We start from the raw sequence: 16793 nt of genomic DNA, 5'->3' as shown, positions 1-16793 counted from the left end.
CCATGATCGCCCCGTGGTGGCGGGATCAGCCGCCGGAGTGCTCGACGTCCGCTCCGAAGGGGACGGACACGTCGTCCGGGTCGTCGAGCCAGTGCTCGGGGAGGACGACGCGGCCCGGCGAACCCTGCCGCCCGCGCGGGCCGTCCGCCTCGGCCGGGAACGGCTCGTGCGGGTCCAGCCCGGTGAGCAGCTCGTCGAGGTGGTCGATGGACTCGACCATCCCGAGGCTGCGCCGCAGCTCGGGCCCGACCGGGAAGCCCTTCAGGTACCAGGCGATGTGCTTGCGCACGTCCCGGATCCCCTTGTGGTCACCCATGTGCTCGCACAGCAGGACGGCGTGCCGGCGCAGCGTCGCCGCCACCTGACCCAGGTCCGGCGGGGCGGGCAGCTCGCGGCCCGCGAACGCCGCCTCGAGGTCGCCGAACAGCCACGGCCTGCCCAGGCAGCCCCGGCCGACGACGACGCCGTCGCACCCGGTCCGGGCGACCATGTCCAGCGCGTCCTGCGCGGAGAAGATGTCGCCGTTGCCCAGCACCGGGACGTGGGCGGGCACGTGCTCACGGAGCCGGGAGATCGCGTCCCAGTCGGCCTGGCCGGAGTAGCGCTGGGAGGCGGTGCGGGCGTGCAGCGCGACGGCGACGGCACCCGAGTCGACGGCGATCCGGGCCGCGTCCAGGTACGTGTGGTGGTCGTCGTCGATGCCGATCCGCATCTTGACGGTCACCGGCCGGTCCCCGGCGCCCTCGACGGCGGCGCTCACGATCCGCTCGAACAGCTTCCGCTTGAACGGCAGCGCCGCCCCGCCACCCCGGCGGGTGACCTTGGGGACCGGGCAGCCGAAGTTCATGTCGATGTGGTCGGCGAGATCCCGCTCGACGATCATCTGCGCGGCCCGCCGCATCGAGTCGGGATCGACGCCGTAGAGCTGCATCGAGCGGGGGTGCTCGTCGGCGTCGAACGCGATCATGCGGAACGTCAGCGGGTTCTTCTCCACCAGCCCGCGGGCGGTGATCATCTCGCAGACGTAGTAGCCCGCGCCCTGCTCGCGGCACAGGCGCCGGAAACCGGGGTTGGTGATGCCCGCCATGGGTGCCAGCACCACGGGCGTCTCGACCTCGAACGGGCCGATGCGCAGCGGCGGCAGCACCCGCTCGCGGTGGGCGGGGGTGTCCGTCCGCCCGTCGCGGGGGCGGTCCTGCACGATCGTCACGGGACCATTGTCCCAGGCACCGGTCGCGCGGGCGCCCCCGCCCGGACGGCTCAGAACTCGACGGTCACACAGGCCGGACGGCCACCCGCGGTACCGGCGTGCCCGGCGTGCGTCGCGGTGGGCTCCTCGTGGACGACGACGGACGCCGCCCGCCGGTCGTCCGGGAACGTCCACGGGACGGTGCTGGTCGCCTCGGCGTTGCCCTCGGCGTCGGTCGTGAAGTCCAGCCAGATCTCGTTCTGCGGGTTCGCGTAGGCCGGGTCGACGCTCGGGGTCACCGGGTCCTGGGAGAGCTGGTAGTGCGGCCCGGCGGCGTCGCCGGCGTCGGGTCCGCACGGCATCGTGTGCGCGTGCGAGCCGTAGGCACGGTTCGGGACGAGCCCGCTCACCCGCAGCGTCGTCGTGGTGGAACCGCCGTCGTTGCCGCTGGTGACCTCGAGGGTCGCGCCGGCCGGGACGAGCGCGGTGTCGTAGGTGTAGGCCGGGCCGTCGCCGCCCTCGGCGGTGGTCGCGGACACCTGGACGTTCTGCTCGACGGTGGCGGCGTCGCCCTGGCCGGTCTGCCCACCCCCGCCACAGGCGACGACGAGGAGCGCGGTCGCGCCGAGCAGCGCGACCCTGGCAGAGGTACGGACGTTCATACCCGGCAGTGTGGGTGAAAGGGATGTTTCGGTCGGGTACCGGCACGCCGTGGTGGTGGCGATCCACCGCTTCGGGTGTCCGCTACCGTGGCCGGGTGACAGCCGATGTGGCCGAGGCGTCGCCGGACGCCCTCGCGCAGCCGGTCCCGTGCGTCCGGTGTTCGAACGGCGCGCTGCTGACGATCGTCGGACGGTGCGCGGACTGCATCTCCGACATGGGTCGGAACTTCCCGGACGAGCGCGAGGCCTGGAAACGGGAGCTCACCGAGACGATCGAGGGTCGCTCCGACTGACGGCCCTGGTGTCGCAGTGACGAGATCGGTGGGGGGCCGCTGTAGGGTGGGACCTGGCTCGTCGTGACCGTCCGGGGGGATCCGGTGGCGGGCCGGGCCCGGTGCAGCCGGGGTCGGTCAGGGGCCTCTAGCTCAATCGGCAGAGCAGCGGACTTTTAATCCGCGGGTTCGGGGTTCGATCCCCCGGGGGCCCACATTCTCCCAGGTCAAGCACCTGATGCCGCATCCTCGTCAAGATCCACCCCCGATTGACCCCCGGTAGTGCTGAAAAGCTCCAGTACGCCCGCGGCGCCGGTCCGGGCGACCTTCCGGCCGGAGTAGTTGTCCCGGGTCATCGACACCTCCGCGTGGCCGAGCTGATCGGCCACCCGGCGCGAGCTCAGACCCGCCGCGTCCATGAGGGTGGCCACGGTCTTGGGAGGCACGGGACCAGCTCGGTGGCAGCTATCGGCCTGACCAAGGGCCGCATCACCCAGATCCGCAGCAGCGCCCCGCCGGCACATTGCGCGTTCTTCGGTGGCGGCCCGCTCGACATCGCTCTTCCCGGCCGGCGGCTGCTCAACCGCGACGACCTCGTGATCGCCAGCGAGACCGTGGACGTAGCGGTGCTCGGCGACAGCAGCATCGTGCTCGGCACACGCGACGGTCAGCAGATCCGACTCTGCGACGACCGGCTTGAGTCCGTCGCGCCCGACCAGCGGCAGAGCTACCGCGACCGGCTTCAGCAGGGCAGCGGCTACGACGACGCCCACCGGCAGCTCCTCGCCGACCTCCAGCGCGGCGAGCTACGCGCCCGCAACCGCGATGACGGCTATCGGGTCGCAGAGGCCACCGGCGAGGCCGGCCACCATGCCACCGTCGGCCGGTTCGACATCGCAGACCTTAGATGGGCAGTGCTCGCCACCGACCGGGGCGCAACGCACCATCGATCACTTGGGCATGCCCTGGAGCGACGTGGTTGCCCAGGACCACCCCGGGCCACACGTACTTCTGCAGCAGCAACACCGCTGAGAAGTCGAGCAAGCCCAACGGTTGCCAGCTGCCGCCAGCCGAGCGCCACGACGACAAGACCATCACGACCTGGACGCCGGATACTTGCTAACCACTCGCACCTTCCCGAGCCGTCGTCCGGGGTTCCGCTCTGTGGGGACGTAATGCAGGTATGCGCGTTCGAGCGGTATCGGCTCTTGTTCCCGAAGGAGCAGGCAGCGGCCCGCCGCGGTGCTGGAGCTGCTCGACGGCGCCCCGGAGCAACTGCGAGGTCTTTCTGATCACGCGTCGGAAGAGACCGCGGGCCGGTGGTGGCTGTCAGTGCCAAGTCTATGAACGACAGCCGCGCTGACCGTGCCCTGAAATGGCAACGGGCCGGTCCACCCGGGAGTGTGGACCGGCCCGTCGGCGTCGCGAGAAACGCGACGTGTAGATCAGCCCTCGAAGTCGCTGATCTGGCTCAGAAGGCTCTTCTGGGCCTGGTCGGTGGAGGAGCTGGTGCCCTGCTCGTTGGTCGAGTCGATCGAGTTGTCCTGGACGATCGACTGCCCCTCGCCGCCCTCGGAGTCCTCGTTGGCGAAGTCGCTGATGCCCAGAACGTCGGAGACGTTGAGCGCCGGGTTGAGCTGGGTGACGGGGGCGAAGCTCCCGTTGTCCTGGTCGGTGCTGGCGCCCTGCTCGCCGGACACGGCACCCTCGGTGGTCTGGCCCTGCTCCTGCGTGAAGTCGCCCTCGTCGGCGAAGGCCATCCCGGCGACACCGAGGGACATCGGCACAGCCATCGCGGACACGAGCAGAGTACGCACGGACTTGCGCATGATTCATCCTCTCCTGGGGTGTGATGCACATCCGGAGATCACCGGTGCGCTGACAGCGACGCTATCCGGCAGCGATTTCCAGACAGGAGTCGGGGAGAGTGTGCAGCGTCTCGTCATTTCGGTGAACCGCTGATTGTCTGTATGCGTAGCACCCTCTTCGAGGTGCCTCTGACCAGCATGTTCTCAGGCCAGATGACAGCGTATCGAATCAACGCTAGACGTTGCATCGATAAATAGCCGACTTTCACTGGATCGAGTGAAAACCTATGCTCTCGTCGAGTTCGAACAATCGCGACTTCGAACTTCGGTCAGTTCAGGATGCGCCCCAATAGAGGCATAGCGCCTGGTTCGCCACCGTGGGGTCAGGCTGCTTGTCCGGTGGTCTAGACGGCGGTGCAGGCCACAGCCGACGTCGTGTCCCCCGACCGGGAGTCGATCGGGACCTGATGGCGGAGCACGAACGGCTGCGCGCTTCGCGACTCGCTCCGAGCGTTCGCGGTGTGGGCACGCGGCCAACTCGTCCACGCGGTCGCCGGTGATCCAGGTGTGGTGGTCTGGCGCGAGACGCCGAACTGGGCTGCGACCTGATAGCGCGGTTCGCCTTGCTCGACGGCCAGCACGGCGCGGTAGCGCTGCTCGACCACGGTCATCGACCTGGCCCTCGCCCCGTGGGGAGATCCTGCGTGATCTCCTGGCCGCGGCTGCCGACGAGCCGGCCCTGCTGGAGCTGCTGCGCGAGAGGGCCGGAGGGGCCGCGTCGGACGCAGCCTGGGCCGCGATCGTGGACCAGGCGGTGGCACGCGGCGAAGCTCCGAGGCCGTGCATCCGCGGGTGGCGGCGCTCTCCCTGACGGTGTTGCGTGGCGGGTACGCCCTGTGCGGTGTTCCGGCCGTGCCGGACGAGGTCCTGGTCGAGATCGTCCTGCCGCTCGTCCGTGGGCGGGGTTCAGCTGCCCCGAGGCGTCTGCCCGCCGGTTGATGCTGTTGCAGCGGGTCGCCGTACTCGGATGCTCTCCGAGCGACCGGGCCCGCCGAGCGCGTTGGACCCGCAATCCCGGCCGGCTCGCGCCTCGCACCAAGAAGGTTGCCGAGTGGGACACCATCTGAGAAACTTGCCGGGTCGGAAAGTGATCGATCGGGGGGCGAGGACAATGGACGGTGACGAGGCCCGCGCGGCCTTGACCGAGGTGAGCCGGCGGCGGGGACAGGGGACCCGGATCGCGCTGTGGTCGGGGACGCCACGCTGGTTCTTCGTGCTTGCGGCCGTGGTTCTGTTCGGTCAGATGCTGGTGACCGACCTGCGCGCCCTGGATCCGGCGCCGGCTGGTTGGTTCCTGCGATGGGGGGTGCCGTTGTCGGTGCTCGTGGTGCTCGCTGTGGCGGGATGGGTTGCCCACCGGCGCGCGCGCGTGACCGCACACCGGAGCACGCTCGGCGAGCAGCTGTCCATCGTCGCCGTCTGCTTCGTGGTGTTCTACGGGCTCCTGATGGGGATCGGCATACCGATGCGCTTCTTCGACGTCCCGTTCGACCAGACCGTGTCCGGGACCGGAGCGATGCTGCTGATGGTGCTCGGCGGGTTCTTGTGGTCGCGCCGACGCGACCGTCGGGGCTGAGCGCGGTGCCACCCGTCCAGCCACCCGGGTTCAGCGAGTTGGTGCACGCCCCGACCCGGCTGTCGCTGCTGTCGCTGCTCTCGGCCACCGACCGGATCGAGTTCGGGCTGCTTCGCGACGGCCTGGCGCTGTCGGACTCGGCCTTGTCCAAGCAGCTGGGCATCCTGGAGGAGGCCGGGCTGGTCGCGCTGGAGCGCGACGGTGTGGGGCGCGGGAAGCGGGTGCGTGTGCGCATGACCGACAGCGGTCGGCGAACCTTCGACGACCACGTCGCCGCGCTGCAGGCCATCGTGCGCCGCGGCGCCCCCGGGCCCCCCTCGCAGTCCACGTCCGCGAGCTGACCGCACCGATGGATCGGGACAGCCGCTGTCCGGCCCCGCGCCGACCGGGCAGCTACTGATCACGAGTCCTTCGGCGAACATCACCGGTTTGTACCCATCCCCGGTGGCAGGTCGTCACGACCTGGAATCCGCACCGCCGGAGGAACGCGACGAGTTCGGACTCGTCAGGCTCCGCGTACGCAAGCAGTCGATCGACACGAGCGAGCCGGAGCCAGTGCGCAGCAGCCGCGACGAGCGTGGTCCCGACGCCCTGCCAGCGGCTGTCCTCGGCGACACGGAGGTTCCCGACATCGGCCCATCCGACGGGTGCTGCCACCCGGCCCGGGCCGGCGATCGTCGTGTCGACCTCGACGTATCCCAGCTCCTGCTCTGCGGTGAGAGCGGTGAATCGGGTACCGCACTCGCCGAGGGTCCGCCGGATCGTGAGGTCGTCCCGGGTGCTGTCGGGAAGTGTTGCGACGTCGGCGAGGAGCACCTGTTCGCTTCGACGGCTCTCGAACCCGAGCTCGTCGAGCAGCCGGACGACGTGGGGCCACTGTTCGGGCACGCCGGTCAGCCCGGGAGCCGGGAGTGCGAAGTCGGCGAGCACCGAGCGGACGTTCCAGGAGCGGAGGACAGCTACTGCTGCATCGGCCACGGCGCGGCCGGCCAGGTGGGCGTCAGGCCAGTAGGACGCGTCGGGCCATTGGAGCAGCCAGCGCAGCTCACCGGAATCGCGTAGGTCCGCGGCGACGTCGGTGGTGCCGCCGTAGCGGACCACGTGGGCCGCGGCAGTGATCCGGCCACGCTGCTCGCCGACCACGGTGGCACGTTCACGGACCCAGGTGTCCACGATGAACTCGTCCGGCTCGTGCTCGAGCTGGCTCAGTACGGCGTTGACGGTGACGGGCGTCCCGGGTATCGCGGCGTGGGCGTGGCTGTGGATCAGGTCCGTGAGCTGGTCGCGGTCGCTTCGCCGGAACGGTCGCACGGTGATTGCAGACATGGGTCTCCCTGGTCGACATGGTGTCGGAGATCCGCTGCCCGTGCGGTACGCGTCGACAGTAGCCGGTCGGCCGGGAGATCGCCCGCCCCTCCACCACCTGCGCTCGACTCGGTCGGACTGAGCGGCCGAGTCGAGCGCAGCTCGACAGAACATAACTGTGAGCTGATATAAACGGTCCCTGGTGTGGCCCGCTCGCTACGAGAACCCTGGAGCACTCCGCGATGAAGTACACCGTCTCGATCGAGATCGCCCTGCCGCGGGAGAAGGTCGCCCAGCTGCTCGCCGACCCGGCCCACATACCGAAGTGGCTGCGCGGAGTGGTGCTGCACGAGCCGCTGAACGGGATGCACGGGCAGGTCGGCACCGAGTCGCGCGTCGTCATGCAGATGGGGCAGCAGACGATGGAGTGCACCGAGACCATCACCCGCCGAGAACCGACGAACCTGGACGCGATCCCCAGCGGCAGCGTCGTCCGCTTCGACCGCGAGATCGTCGCCGACGGCATGTGGAACGCCGCGCGTGAACGCCTGACCGAGGCCGGTCCGGGCACCACGCTCTGGGAGAGCGAGAACGAGTACCGGTTCAGCAGCGTGCTGATGCGACTGGCGGGGCCGTTCATGGGCGGTGTCTTCCGCAAGCAGTCCCGGCAGCACATGCTCGACTTCAAGGCGTTCGCCGAGCAGGGGACGGACGTCCGCGAAGCGGAGGCCTGACGGACGAGGAGCCGCTGAGGGGCAGATCCCGGGACGGCCTTCTAGGTCTGAGGCAGCCGGCAGCGCAGCTGCTCGAGCAGCGCCGGATCCTGGGCCATGGCCTGCACGACGTCCCCGAACGCCTGGCTGGACCGGGCGACCGCGGCGGTGTCCTCGGGGCTCATCCGCCGCACCAGGAGCACGGCGACCCCTACCGTGCCGTCGTCGCGACGGACCTCGGTCCCGCGAGCGAGAACGCCCGGCGTGCTCCCGCCCTTCACCCCGACGCCGATCAAGCCGGGACCGGGGTCCGGGTCCTGCTCGGTCAGCCGCCGGGCGATGTCGGCGCCCTCGAACGTCCCGTGGCCGACGGCGCTCCAGAGCGCAGCGAGCTGCCCGGCGGTCCCACCCGGTCCTCCGTCGACGAACGCGGGTTCGTCGACGCCGGCGGGTACCGGCCGGGAGTCCACATCGGCGCGGAACGCGGGTTCGGAGGCGTAGCGACGGGCGAGCTGCCATTCGACGGCGCGTCGCGCGGCCCGGTCGGTCGAGGAGGGCATCAGCTCCGGGGCGAAGAACAACACGGTGAGGCCGGTCGTGCTCGGGAGCTCGCCGTCGCGCCAGCCGACCGCCTCCGCGGCGTCGGTCAGGGCCCGGTCACCGAGCCGGTCCCGCAGGAAGTCGGGGGCGGCGTTGTCGCTCCAGATCATCATCTGGGCGACCACCTGATCGAGGGTGACGGTCTGGTCCGGATCGCGTGCCCGGAACCCCTGCCTGGGGATTCCCACGTGGTCGAGCGCCTTCGCGTGGGCGTCCTCCCCGCTTCCCGGGACGGCCCAGCGTTCCCAGTCCCCGACGCGGACGGGCTCGTCCGGGGACACGGCGCCCCGGGCGACGGCACGGGCGTAGGCCACCATGTTCAGCGCCTTGCTCGCCGAGGCCATGGGGTGCACCGCGTCGGACCGGTGCGCCAGGCTCGTGCCGCGGCCGTCGTCGGCGACCAGGGCGACGTCCTCGGGATGGGTGGCGACGTACCCCAGCCAGCCGTCCACCGTCCCGACATCCGACTCGACCGGCGGACACGGTCCGTCGGAGGGCCGGGCCGGGGCGCCGCTGCATCCTGCGGCGAGCAGCGCGCACACGACCGGGAGCAGGACGGACACCGATCCGGCCCGGGGCCCGCGCGTCGATGCCACGACGGAATTGTGACAGGACCTCGACGCGGGGATGAGCGTCCGCGGCTACTCCGGCCCGTACTCGCGGACGACCTGCGCGACCCGCACGCGGTAGTCGGAGTACCAGACGTCGCGGCCACGCCGCTGTGCGACGAGGTGGGCGGCGACCTGCTTCCACGCCCGGGCAGCCGCCTCGTCCTGCCAGTAGGAGACCGTGATGCCGACGTCCTCGCGGGCGTCCTCGGCTCCGAGGAAGCCCGGCTGCTCCGACGCGAGGGCCAGCATGGACCGGGCCATGGCCTCGTAGCCGTTGTCCCCCTCCGTCCGGACGGACGAGAAGATGACGGCGACGTACGGCGGCTCGGGTGTCGACGCCAGCAGGCGGTGCGGGGCACTCACCCCGGCACCGTCGCAGGCAGCGGTCCGCCCCGCCACTGCCATTCCGACCCCTGTGTCCTACCCGCCCCGATCGCCGTGCAGGCCCACCGGTGCCCCGCGCGGGTCAGGAGCGCAGCGTCTGACCGGGTGAGCGCCCGTAGACCCGCCGGTACTCGACGGCGAACCGCCCGGCGTGGGCGAAGCCCCAGCGGGCCGCGATCGCGGCGACCGTGTCGCCGTCGCCGGGGACGGCGAGGACCAGGTCGCCGTGCGCCCCCTCCAGACGGACCCGGCGCAGGTACTCCGGCGGCGTCTGGTCGCGGTGGCGGCGGAAGAGGTGCTGGAGCCCGCGCGGACCGATGCGCGCCGCCCGCGCGACCTCGGCGAGTCCGATGTCGCGGTGGGCGTTGGCATCGATGAACTCCACGGCCCTGCGCAGGACGGCCGGTGTCGCGGTGAACGTTCCCGGCGCCGCCCGCTCGCCGAGCGCGCCGAGCGCGTTGTTCGGGAAGGTCGTGATCAGCGCGCTCGCCAGGAGCCGGAACGCCTCGGCACGGATCAGCGGCCGGCGGGCGAGCTCGTCGTGGGCCAGGACGTTCCGGGTGACGTGGGCGACGGCGCGCTTCCAGTAGCGGACCTGGGCCGGGCCGAGCGGACGGGACATGGCGAAGCGGACGCGGGTGGCCTCGACGCCGGTGAGGTCCTCGGCGACGGCACAGGTGTCGGCCCGGTCGAGCCGGACCGGGAGGACGTCCATGTTGTCCAGGACGTAGCTGATCGGACGTTACGGCGCCATCAGGAGCAGGTCCCCGGTGCCCACCTGTTCGGTGGCGCCGCCCGAGCTGGAGCTGTCGAAGGAGGTCGTGGCCCGTCTCGACGTCGCGGGTCTCCAGCCGGAGCCGACGTACGGCCGGACCGCTCTCCGCCATGACTCGCCCCTCGCCGTCCGCACGAGCGGGCGCGCTCCGGCCCGATGCGGCGGACTGCTCACCCGTCACCGCCCGCGGCGGTGCTGTCCGGGGGTGACTCGGCGCACATGCCAGCCGTCCGGCGTCTCCCTGTCCCGAACAGCGGTGGGTATCCGGCTGGACGACCGATGAGTCCGTTCCGTCGCTCGGCCGGCCCTGCCGCGACCGGTGGGGGTGCACCGATGGCGACGATCGAAGACGTCCGGTCGGCGCCTCGTCAATCGAGCCGATGAGCTCCCGGCGCCGGTCGGACACACTGCTGCACCCAGCGGTCCGGCGTACGGAGCACGGAGGCTTCCGCGATGACCACCTTCGTCCTGGTGCACGGTGGATTCGTCGGTGGATGGTTCTGGGACGACGTCGCCCTGCGGCTGGAGAAGTCGGGGCACCGCGTCGAGGTGGTCGAGCAGCTCCCCAGCGCCGGGCCCGATCCGGCCGCCCTCGGTGACCTGGCCGACGACGTGGAGGTCGTCACCGAGCTGGTCGAGCGCACCGGCGACGATGTCGTCCTCGTCGGGCACTCCTACGGCGGGATGGTCGTCACCGAGCTGGCCGACCATCCGCGCGTCGTCCACTCCGTCTACGTCTGCGCCGCGTGGCCCGCACGCGACCAGTCGATGATGGACCTGCTCACCCGTGGGGGCCCGCCGCCGGGCTGGGTCGCCCCGTACGAGGACGGGACCCTCCGTGCGACGGACGACCTCGAGCTCCTCCGTCAGGTGCTGTGCGCCGACGTCGAGAAGGTCCAGGCCGAGGCGGGCCTGCGCCGGATGATGCCGCAGTCGATCTCCAGTGCCGTGTCGGTCAGCTCCGCGCCGGAGCGCACGCACCCGACCACGTACGTCGTCACCGAGCAGGACGAGGCGTTGCCGCCGGAGCAGCAGGAGGAGATGGCGGCCGCGGCCGACCACGTCGAACGGCTGCCGTCCTCCCACCACCCGACGGCCTCGATGCCCGACCAGCTGGCGGTGATCCTCGGCCGGGTGCACTGAGAAAGGTGCCCGTTCCGGGCGAAAATAGCTGAGAAATAGCCGCCCCATAGGGTTTCTTTAATGAAATCCCACAGTGTGGGCGCGCTGTTTGAAATCGTTGCACGGCGATGATCAGGATGTCGGCATGAACGGTTTCGACCTCCCGGAACGCGCCCCTCGATTTCTCGGTGTCGTCACGATCCTGCTGGCAGCGACGGCAGGATCACTGGACGCCGTCACGTTCTTCGCCTTCGACGGCGTGTTCGCCGGTGCGATGACGGGGAACTTCGTCCATCTCGGTCTCGTCCTGGGGCACGGGAACTGGGCGGCCGTGTCGTCGCCGATGTGTGCGCTCGGCGGTTACGTCATCGGGCTCGGCCTGGGGACCGTCGTCGTGGGCCTCGCTCTGCGCAGGCTGCCGTGGCGTCACGCGGTGTGCGTCGCCCTGGCGGGAGAGCTCCTGGCCCTGGTCCTGGTCGGACTCGGATGGTGGACGCTGTCGTCCCTCGGACACCAGCCCCTCCACGTCGCCGTGCTCGTGTCCGGGGGCGCGCTCGCGATGGGCCTGCAGGCCGCGGCGTTCCGTCACGTCGGTCCGATCGGGACCCCCACCAACTACATGACCGGGGTGGTGACGAACTGGGTGTCCTCGATGGTGGACGTCGACCGGCCTCGCTGGGACGGCAACGCCGGGCTGCGCATCCTCACCGTCGTGGCCGGGGCCGCGGTCGGTGCGCTCGTCCACGGTGTCGCTCCGGCGCTGGCCTACCTCCTCCCCGTCGTGATGGTGGCGGCGGCGGTCCTGGCCATGGCCGGCGTGGCCCACACCGACCACCGGAGCCGTACCGGCGACGGATCGGACGCCCGGCACCCGGCGTGCCGGGCGGCAGCCGGGGTCGCCCCGCTCCCTGTGTGAGGGGCGGGGTAACGGTCGGTCGCGTCCTCATCAATTGTCCGGTGAGCGAGCCGGATATCCGAAGTGACGCATGGGGCGGCACGGCCGATTTCTGCCCTGAGGAGTGTCATCGACATCCTGGCCGCAGACAGGTGTAACACTCTCGAACATGCGCGTGCTGCTGGTGGAGGACGACGACGGAGTTGCTTCCGCCGTGGGCGCTGCTTTCGACGCGCACGCGATCCTCTACGACCGTGTGTCACGGGGTTCCGATGCATTCGCATTCGTCGCATTCTGTGACGTGGTGGTGCTCGACCTGGGACTGCCCGATGTGGACGGGATCGAACTCTGCCGGCAGTTGCGTCAGTGCCGGCTGGTCCCGGTCGTCATCACGACGGCCAGGGGAGACGTGGAGGACCGGATCCTGGGTCTGGACTCCGGGGCCGTCGACTACATCGTGAAGCCGTTCCACGTGGACGAGCTGCTCGCGCGGCTGCGCGCGACGCTCCGTCCCCGGCCGGCCCTGCGGTCCCGGTCGTCGGTCGTCGTCGCGGGCGACGTCGAGATCGACCTGGCGTCGTACCGGGTGTTCGTCGGCGGTGACGAGGTCCTCCTGGGCACCAAGGAGCTGCAGCTGCTCGTCGCGATCGCCGAGGCGGACGGGTCGGTGTGCACCCGTCGCCGCCTCATCGCCCAGATCTGGGGCCGCTGGTGGTCCGGCGCCGACAGGACGCTGGACACCAACATCGCGACGTTGCGCCGCAAGCTGGGACGGACCTGCGTGATCGAGACGATCCGCGGGGTCGGGTACCGCCTCGCGGTGACGACCGATCGATCGCGGCGACCGGAGTAGCCGGGATGCGGGTACGCATGGTGACGGCGCTCATGGCCGCCGTCGTGATCGCCATCGTCGCGCTGGGAGGGCCGCTCGCGCTTTTGTCGAACTTCTGGGCGGAACAGCAGCTGCGGAACGACCGGCTGTCGGACACGAGCTGGTTCGCCGCCCTCGCGGAACGCCCTCTCGTGGAGACGGCGTACACCGATCTCCGGGCTCACGCGGCGCAGTACCACCACCTGTACGGGATCACCGTGCTCCTCGTCGACACGTCACAGGAGATCCTGATGGCGCCGGACCGGCTGAGCGACGCGGATCGTTCGGAGCTCCTGAGGAACGAGTCGATCACCTCTGCCGCGCTCGCCGGGCGGCCCGCGCAGTCGAAGGACATCACGTGGCCGTGGACGTCACGCCCGCTCATCGTCGCGGTTCCCGTCATCGCCGAGGGGCGCATCCTCGGCGCGGCCGTCACGATCTCGCCCACCCGCCCCATGCGCGTGCTCGTCGCCACCCGGTGGGCACTGTTCGGTCTGGGGGCCGTCGTCCTGGCCGGCCTCGCGTTGCTGACGGCCGTCCGGCTCGGGACGTGGATCCTGCAGCCCGTCAGGCGTCTCGAAGCGCGCATGGCCGACGCGACGAGGGACATCGAGATCGGGCGCACGGCGGTACCGCTCGGTTCTCCGGAGGGTCCGCCGGAACTCGTCGGGCTGGAGAGATCCTTCGACCACCTCCAGAAGCGGCTGGCGTGCCTCCTGGAGCGTCAGAGCGCCTTCGCCACGGATGCGAGCCACCAGCTGCGGAACCCGCTCACCGCGCTGCGGATCCGGCTCCTGGCGGTGACCGTGAAGGTGGATCGGGGGCTCCAGGAGGAGCTCGGTTCCGCGCTGCGGGAGGTGCACCGCCTCTCCGAGCTCGTCGACGGCATGCTCGCGCTGGCGAAGGCGGAGAACCGGCCGGCGCGGACCCGGCACTGCCGTCTCCGCGCGGTGATCGACAGCCGGACCGAGGCGTGGAGCCCGCTCGCCGAGCTGGAGTCCGTCCGCCTGGTCGTCCACGACACGGTCGACGGCTACGCGCTCGCCAGTCCCGACGACGTCGAGACCGTGCTGGACGTCGTCATCGACAACGCGCTCCGCTTCGCGCCCCCGACGACGGACATCGAGCTGTCGGTCGTCGCCGCCGACCCCGACACCCTCGAGGTGCGCGTCCGCGACCACGGGCCCGGGCTCCCGGCCGACGACCACGGCAAGGCGGTCCAACGATTCTGGCGCGGACCCGGCCAGGATCCGCTCTCCGGAACCGGCCTCGGCCTTCCCATTGCCGCCAGCCTCGCCCATCGGAACAATGGGCGACTGACCCTTCGGTCCCCGCGCGAGGGAAACGGTGTGGAAGCCGTGCTGACTCTTCTGCGCACATCACATTCCACCCGAGGATGACCATGGCGAGTGGCCGGCCCCTGACGCGGCGCAGCGTCCTTTTCCTGCTCGCGTCCGGGCTGGTGAGTTCCTGTCATGCGGCAGAGGCGACCGGAAGGATCCGTTTCGCCACGATCGCGGGAGAAGCACCGCAGTATCGGCTCGGCGATGCACTGGCCCGCGAATGGAGGATCGGCAGTGGCGTCGAGGTCGACGTGGTCCGTGGACCGGGTTCGGCGAGCACGATGAACCACCTGCGCAGTGGCACCGCCGACGTCGCGATCGCGACGGTGGACAGCGCCATGGCCGAGCTGGAGCGATCGCCCGGATTCGCGTTGCGGGCGCTGGCGCGTCTTCACGACGACGTCGTCCACGCCGTCGTGCCGGCGGAGTCGGCCCTGCGGGAGATCGCGGACCTGGGCGGCCGCCGCATCTCCGTCGAGGACACGTCGTCCGGGATACGGGCGCTCGCACCGCGCATCCTGGAGTTCGCCGGCATCGATCCCGCGGAGGAGCCGGCGCGCGAGGAGGGACTCCAGCGATCGATCGTCTCGCTGGAGCGCCGGGAGATCGACGCGTTCCTGTGGGCGGGAGCGGTCCCGACCTTCCCCATCGTCGAGGCATCCCGCCGGTACCCGGTCAGGCTGCTCGATCTGGAGCGTCTGGTGCCGATCTTCCGGCAGCACTTCCCGCTGTACTCGGCCACCGTGGTCCCGCGCGGGATCTATACCGGAACCACCGGCCCCATCGACACGGTGGCGGTGCGGAACCTGCTGCTCGTGCGGGAGGACTTGCCTGAGGAGCTGGCGTACGCGCTGACCTTGACGACCATGAACCGGCGGGCCGATCTGGTACGGGCAGCACCCGTCGCCCGTGCGATCGACCCCATGATCGCGATCATGACGCTGCCCGTTCCCCTGCACCGGGGCGCGGAGCGCGCGTATCGAGCGCTCAAGAACATGTCGTAGGACTCCGGTCAGCCGGGCAGCGACAGCGGGTCCGACACCGGCTGGTCCGCCCGCGGCTGGTCGGCCGCCACGTCGAGCGCAGCGATGACCCAGGCGTCGAACGACATGTCGGCCTGCTCGGCCGCCGAGCGCCACTGCGTCAGCCGGCCTTCGTCGATCCGGAACCGTGGGAGCACGACACCGGACGGATTCCGGCCGGACGGATCGTTCTCGATCGCGTTGCGGAGCGCGGCACGGAGTTGCTTCGTGGACCAGCCGTTCCTCGCCGCCTCGCGCAGCCAGTGGTCCTGCTCGGGGTCGCGGAGCGAGGCCACCTCGGCGTGGTGCTGGAAGGTGAGCGCCGCATGACGTCGCTCCACGGTATAGCGCTGCGCCACCCATGCGTAGTTGCGCAGCGTCTGGTACTTCAGCCCGACGGCATCGATCGCGTGGCGGTAGCGGCCCGGGAAATGTTCCCGGCCGAAGATCAGCCAGTCGCCGAGGCACCATGTCGACGAATCGATGATGCGCTGGATCTGCATCCCGGCCCGTTCCCACTCGGCCAGATCCAGATCATCGGGGAGCGTCAGGCCCACTCGGGTGAGCAACACCTTGTTGGGCTGGGAACTACAGCGGGCGAGGGCGTCCAGAGCCGCCCCCGGGGTATCGTTCTTCGTCATCAAACCTTCGTCCTCGGTGACCGCCAGCAGACGTACTCCGAGATTAACGCCGTGTACGCGAAGAGTTCCGCACCGTCGCCCATTCCTCAGGCGTTCTTAACGTTGTCGGTCGTGCCCGGCGAGGCGATGACGGCGGGCGGCGCGGCGTGGCGTGTCCGGTCGACGGGACGTGCCGTCGCGGCGGACGCGTGCCCGCCACGGCTCGTGCTCAGGGCGTCGCGGAGTGCGGTGCAATCATGGCTCTCCCCGCTCGTGCTCCCGGTAGGCGTCCGCGATGGCGTCGGGAATGCGGCCCCGGTCCGCCACGAAGTAGCCGTTGGCGCGCGCCCAGTCGCGGATGACCTGGTTCCGGCCCCGTGGTCGGCGTCTCCGGCGCGGATGCCGGACGGGTGCGGGTACGCGGCGCCCGGCCACGACGAACGGATGGAGCGCGGCGCGCAGGGCGCGTGCCTCCGCCGGCGTCAACTCGACCTCGTACTGCTGCCCGTCGAGCGCGAACGCGATGATCTCGGAGCTCGCGACCCAGCCGCTCACCGTCGGCTGCCCGGCAGCACCGGACGACCATGGCCTCTGTCGTCGCGGACGGCGACGACCGCTCCCACCGACAGCAGTACCGCGCCGGCGGTCAGCAACAGCCACGCCACGACGTGTGCGGCCAGGGAGCCCCCCGCCACGACCAGGAGGCCGGCCATCACGATCCCCAGGACAGAGGCGAAGAGCACGCGCCGGACCATGAATACTCTGCAACGACACTTCGGGGTGTGCATCGTTCCCATTCTCGAATTTCTCGTCGTCGGGGTCCTCGGCGCCCGTGTGGCGTGGTCGCCGCTGATGCCGATATGTCGACCCCGTCGCGGGAGACTGTTCGGCCGGCGTTCTGGGGGGGGTGATTCCTCGCCGTGGAGGAGATGTCCGGTCGGCAGGACGCCTCGGTGAAGGGCGCA

General features: G+C 70.7%; 21 protein-coding genes and 1 tRNA gene. 10 read left to right on the top strand and 12 right to left on the bottom strand.

Translation table 11 applies throughout. The features are described from left to right. Window positions 1–25: 25 nt before the first annotated feature. Window positions 26–1144, bottom strand: a complete 1119-nt coding sequence (gene dusB, locus PP1_RS14480) for a tRNA dihydrouridine synthase DusB (RefSeq protein WP_029239998.1) — start codon at window positions 1142–1144, stop codon at window positions 26–28. 116 nt (window positions 1145–1260) lie between these two features. Further along, entirely contained in the window at window positions 1261–1851 is a 591-nt protein-coding gene (locus tag PP1_RS14475; protein WP_010241765.1) for a superoxide dismutase family protein, read from the bottom strand. Between the two features lie 95 nt (window positions 1852–1946). Between PP1_RS14475 and PP1_RS14470 the strand changes: the two genes are divergently transcribed. Together PP1_RS14470 and PP1_RS14465 are read left to right on the top strand one after the other, a co-directional pair. Then, complete coding sequence (locus PP1_RS14470) at window positions 1947–2144, top strand: hypothetical protein (RefSeq protein ID WP_139316965.1); 198 nt, start codon at window positions 1947–1949, stop codon at window positions 2142–2144. 121 nt (window positions 2145–2265) lie between these two features. Then, window positions 2266–2338 (top strand) — tRNA-Lys (locus PP1_RS14465). A gap of 12 nt (window positions 2339–2350) precedes the next feature. Here PP1_RS14465 and PP1_RS14460 read toward each other — a convergent pair. The 3 genes from PP1_RS14460 to PP1_RS14450 form a co-directional block, all read right to left on the bottom strand. After that, window positions 2351–2896: an integrase gene (locus PP1_RS14460; RefSeq protein WP_010241767.1), complete on the bottom strand. Its 546-nt coding sequence runs from the start codon at window positions 2894–2896 to the stop codon at window positions 2351–2353. 672 nt (window positions 2897–3568) lie between these two features. Continuing rightward, window positions 3569–3952 carry a hypothetical protein gene (locus PP1_RS14455; protein ID WP_010241768.1) on the bottom strand — a complete coding sequence of 128 codons (384 nt, stop codon included), beginning with the start codon at window positions 3950–3952 and terminating at the stop codon, window positions 3569–3571. A 383-nt stretch (window positions 3953–4335) separates the two neighbouring features. Next, window positions 4336–4602, bottom strand: a complete 267-nt coding sequence (locus PP1_RS14450) for a helix-turn-helix domain-containing protein (protein WP_010241770.1) — start codon at window positions 4600–4602, stop codon at window positions 4336–4338. 500 nt (window positions 4603–5102) lie between these two features. Between PP1_RS14450 and PP1_RS14445 the strand changes: the two genes are divergently transcribed. After that, the gene (locus tag PP1_RS14445) at window positions 5103–5567 is read left to right on the top strand and encodes a hypothetical protein (RefSeq protein ID WP_010241772.1); all 465 of its coding nucleotides are present in this window, start codon (window positions 5103–5105) and stop codon (window positions 5565–5567) included. A gap of 41 nt (window positions 5568–5608) precedes the next feature. Then, a complete protein-coding gene (locus tag PP1_RS14440) occupies window positions 5609–5908 on the top strand; it encodes a transcriptional regulator (RefSeq protein ID WP_249265925.1) in 300 nt (99 codons plus the stop codon). A gap of 52 nt (window positions 5909–5960) precedes the next feature. Here PP1_RS14440 and PP1_RS14435 read toward each other — a convergent pair whose 3' ends face one another. Beyond that, on the bottom strand, window positions 5961–6893 hold the full coding sequence (locus tag PP1_RS14435; RefSeq protein ID WP_010241773.1) for a GNAT family N-acetyltransferase: 933 nt from the start codon (window positions 6891–6893) through the stop codon (window positions 5961–5963). A 221-nt stretch (window positions 6894–7114) separates the two neighbouring features. On the opposite strand from PP1_RS14435, the gene PP1_RS14430 reads away from it, so the two are divergent. Then, complete coding sequence (locus PP1_RS14430; RefSeq protein ID WP_010241775.1) at window positions 7115–7606, top strand: SRPBCC family protein; 492 nt, start codon at window positions 7115–7117, stop codon at window positions 7604–7606. A 41-nt stretch (window positions 7607–7647) separates the two neighbouring features. Here the strand turns inward: PP1_RS14430 and PP1_RS14425 are convergent, their stop codons facing one another. From PP1_RS14425 to PP1_RS14415, 3 genes are all read right to left on the bottom strand, one after another. After that, complete coding sequence (locus PP1_RS14425; RefSeq protein ID WP_029239999.1) at window positions 7648–8781, bottom strand: serine hydrolase; 1134 nt, start codon at window positions 8779–8781, stop codon at window positions 7648–7650. Window positions 8782–8826: 45 nt separating this feature from the next. Next, window positions 8827–9159: an antibiotic biosynthesis monooxygenase family protein gene (locus PP1_RS14420; RefSeq protein WP_029240000.1), complete on the bottom strand. Its 333-nt coding sequence runs from the start codon at window positions 9157–9159 to the stop codon at window positions 8827–8829. 103 nt (window positions 9160–9262) lie between these two features. Then, entirely contained in the window at window positions 9263–9895 is a 633-nt protein-coding gene (locus PP1_RS14415) for a helix-turn-helix transcriptional regulator (RefSeq protein WP_010241778.1), read from the bottom strand. A gap of 513 nt (window positions 9896–10408) precedes the next feature. On the opposite strand from PP1_RS14415, the gene PP1_RS14410 reads away from it, so the two are divergent. The 5 genes from PP1_RS14410 to PP1_RS14390 all read left to right on the top strand — a co-directional run bounded on the left by PP1_RS14410 (window position 10409) and on the right by PP1_RS14390 (window position 15190). Next, on the top strand, window positions 10409–11098 hold the full coding sequence (locus PP1_RS14410) for an alpha/beta fold hydrolase (protein ID WP_010241780.1): 690 nt from the start codon (window positions 10409–10411) through the stop codon (window positions 11096–11098). 124 nt (window positions 11099–11222) lie between these two features. Then, complete coding sequence (locus PP1_RS14405; RefSeq protein WP_010241782.1) at window positions 11223–11993, top strand: YoaK family protein; 771 nt, start codon at window positions 11223–11225, stop codon at window positions 11991–11993. Between the two features lie 148 nt (window positions 11994–12141). After that, the gene (locus PP1_RS14400; protein ID WP_029240001.1) at window positions 12142–12825 is read left to right on the top strand and encodes a response regulator transcription factor; all 684 of its coding nucleotides are present in this window, start codon (window positions 12142–12144) and stop codon (window positions 12823–12825) included. A gap of 5 nt (window positions 12826–12830) precedes the next feature. Next, the gene (locus PP1_RS14395; protein WP_075313931.1) at window positions 12831–14243 is read left to right on the top strand and encodes a sensor histidine kinase; all 1413 of its coding nucleotides are present in this window, start codon (window positions 12831–12833) and stop codon (window positions 14241–14243) included. A gap of 2 nt (window positions 14244–14245) precedes the next feature. After that, window positions 14246–15190: a TAXI family TRAP transporter solute-binding subunit gene (locus PP1_RS14390; RefSeq protein ID WP_075313932.1), complete on the top strand. Its 945-nt coding sequence runs from the start codon at window positions 14246–14248 to the stop codon at window positions 15188–15190. An 8-nt stretch (window positions 15191–15198) separates the two neighbouring features. Here PP1_RS14390 and PP1_RS14385 read toward each other — a convergent pair whose 3' ends face one another. The 3 genes from PP1_RS14385 to PP1_RS14375 form a co-directional block, all read right to left on the bottom strand. After that, window positions 15199–15849, bottom strand: a complete 651-nt coding sequence (locus PP1_RS14385) for an LmbU family transcriptional regulator (RefSeq protein ID WP_168170519.1) — start codon at window positions 15847–15849, stop codon at window positions 15199–15201. A 234-nt stretch (window positions 15850–16083) separates the two neighbouring features. Continuing rightward, window positions 16084–16383: an Lsr2 dimerization domain-containing protein gene (locus PP1_RS14380; RefSeq protein WP_010241789.1), complete on the bottom strand. Its 300-nt coding sequence runs from the start codon at window positions 16381–16383 to the stop codon at window positions 16084–16086. Continuing rightward, the gene (locus PP1_RS14375) at window positions 16380–16571 is read right to left on the bottom strand and encodes a hypothetical protein (protein ID WP_139323751.1); all 192 of its coding nucleotides are present in this window, start codon (window positions 16569–16571) and stop codon (window positions 16380–16382) included. The genes PP1_RS14380 and PP1_RS14375 overlap by 4 nt, the downstream gene beginning before the upstream one ends. Window positions 16572–16793: the final 222 nt, after the last annotated feature.

It is taken from the genome of Pseudonocardia sp. P1 (genome assembly GCF_000178675.2).
Classification (GTDB): Bacteria; Actinomycetota; Actinomycetes; order Mycobacteriales; family Pseudonocardiaceae; genus Pseudonocardia.
Note: the sequence above shows the minus strand (reverse complement) of the source record. Positions and strands in the feature narration are given on the sequence as shown.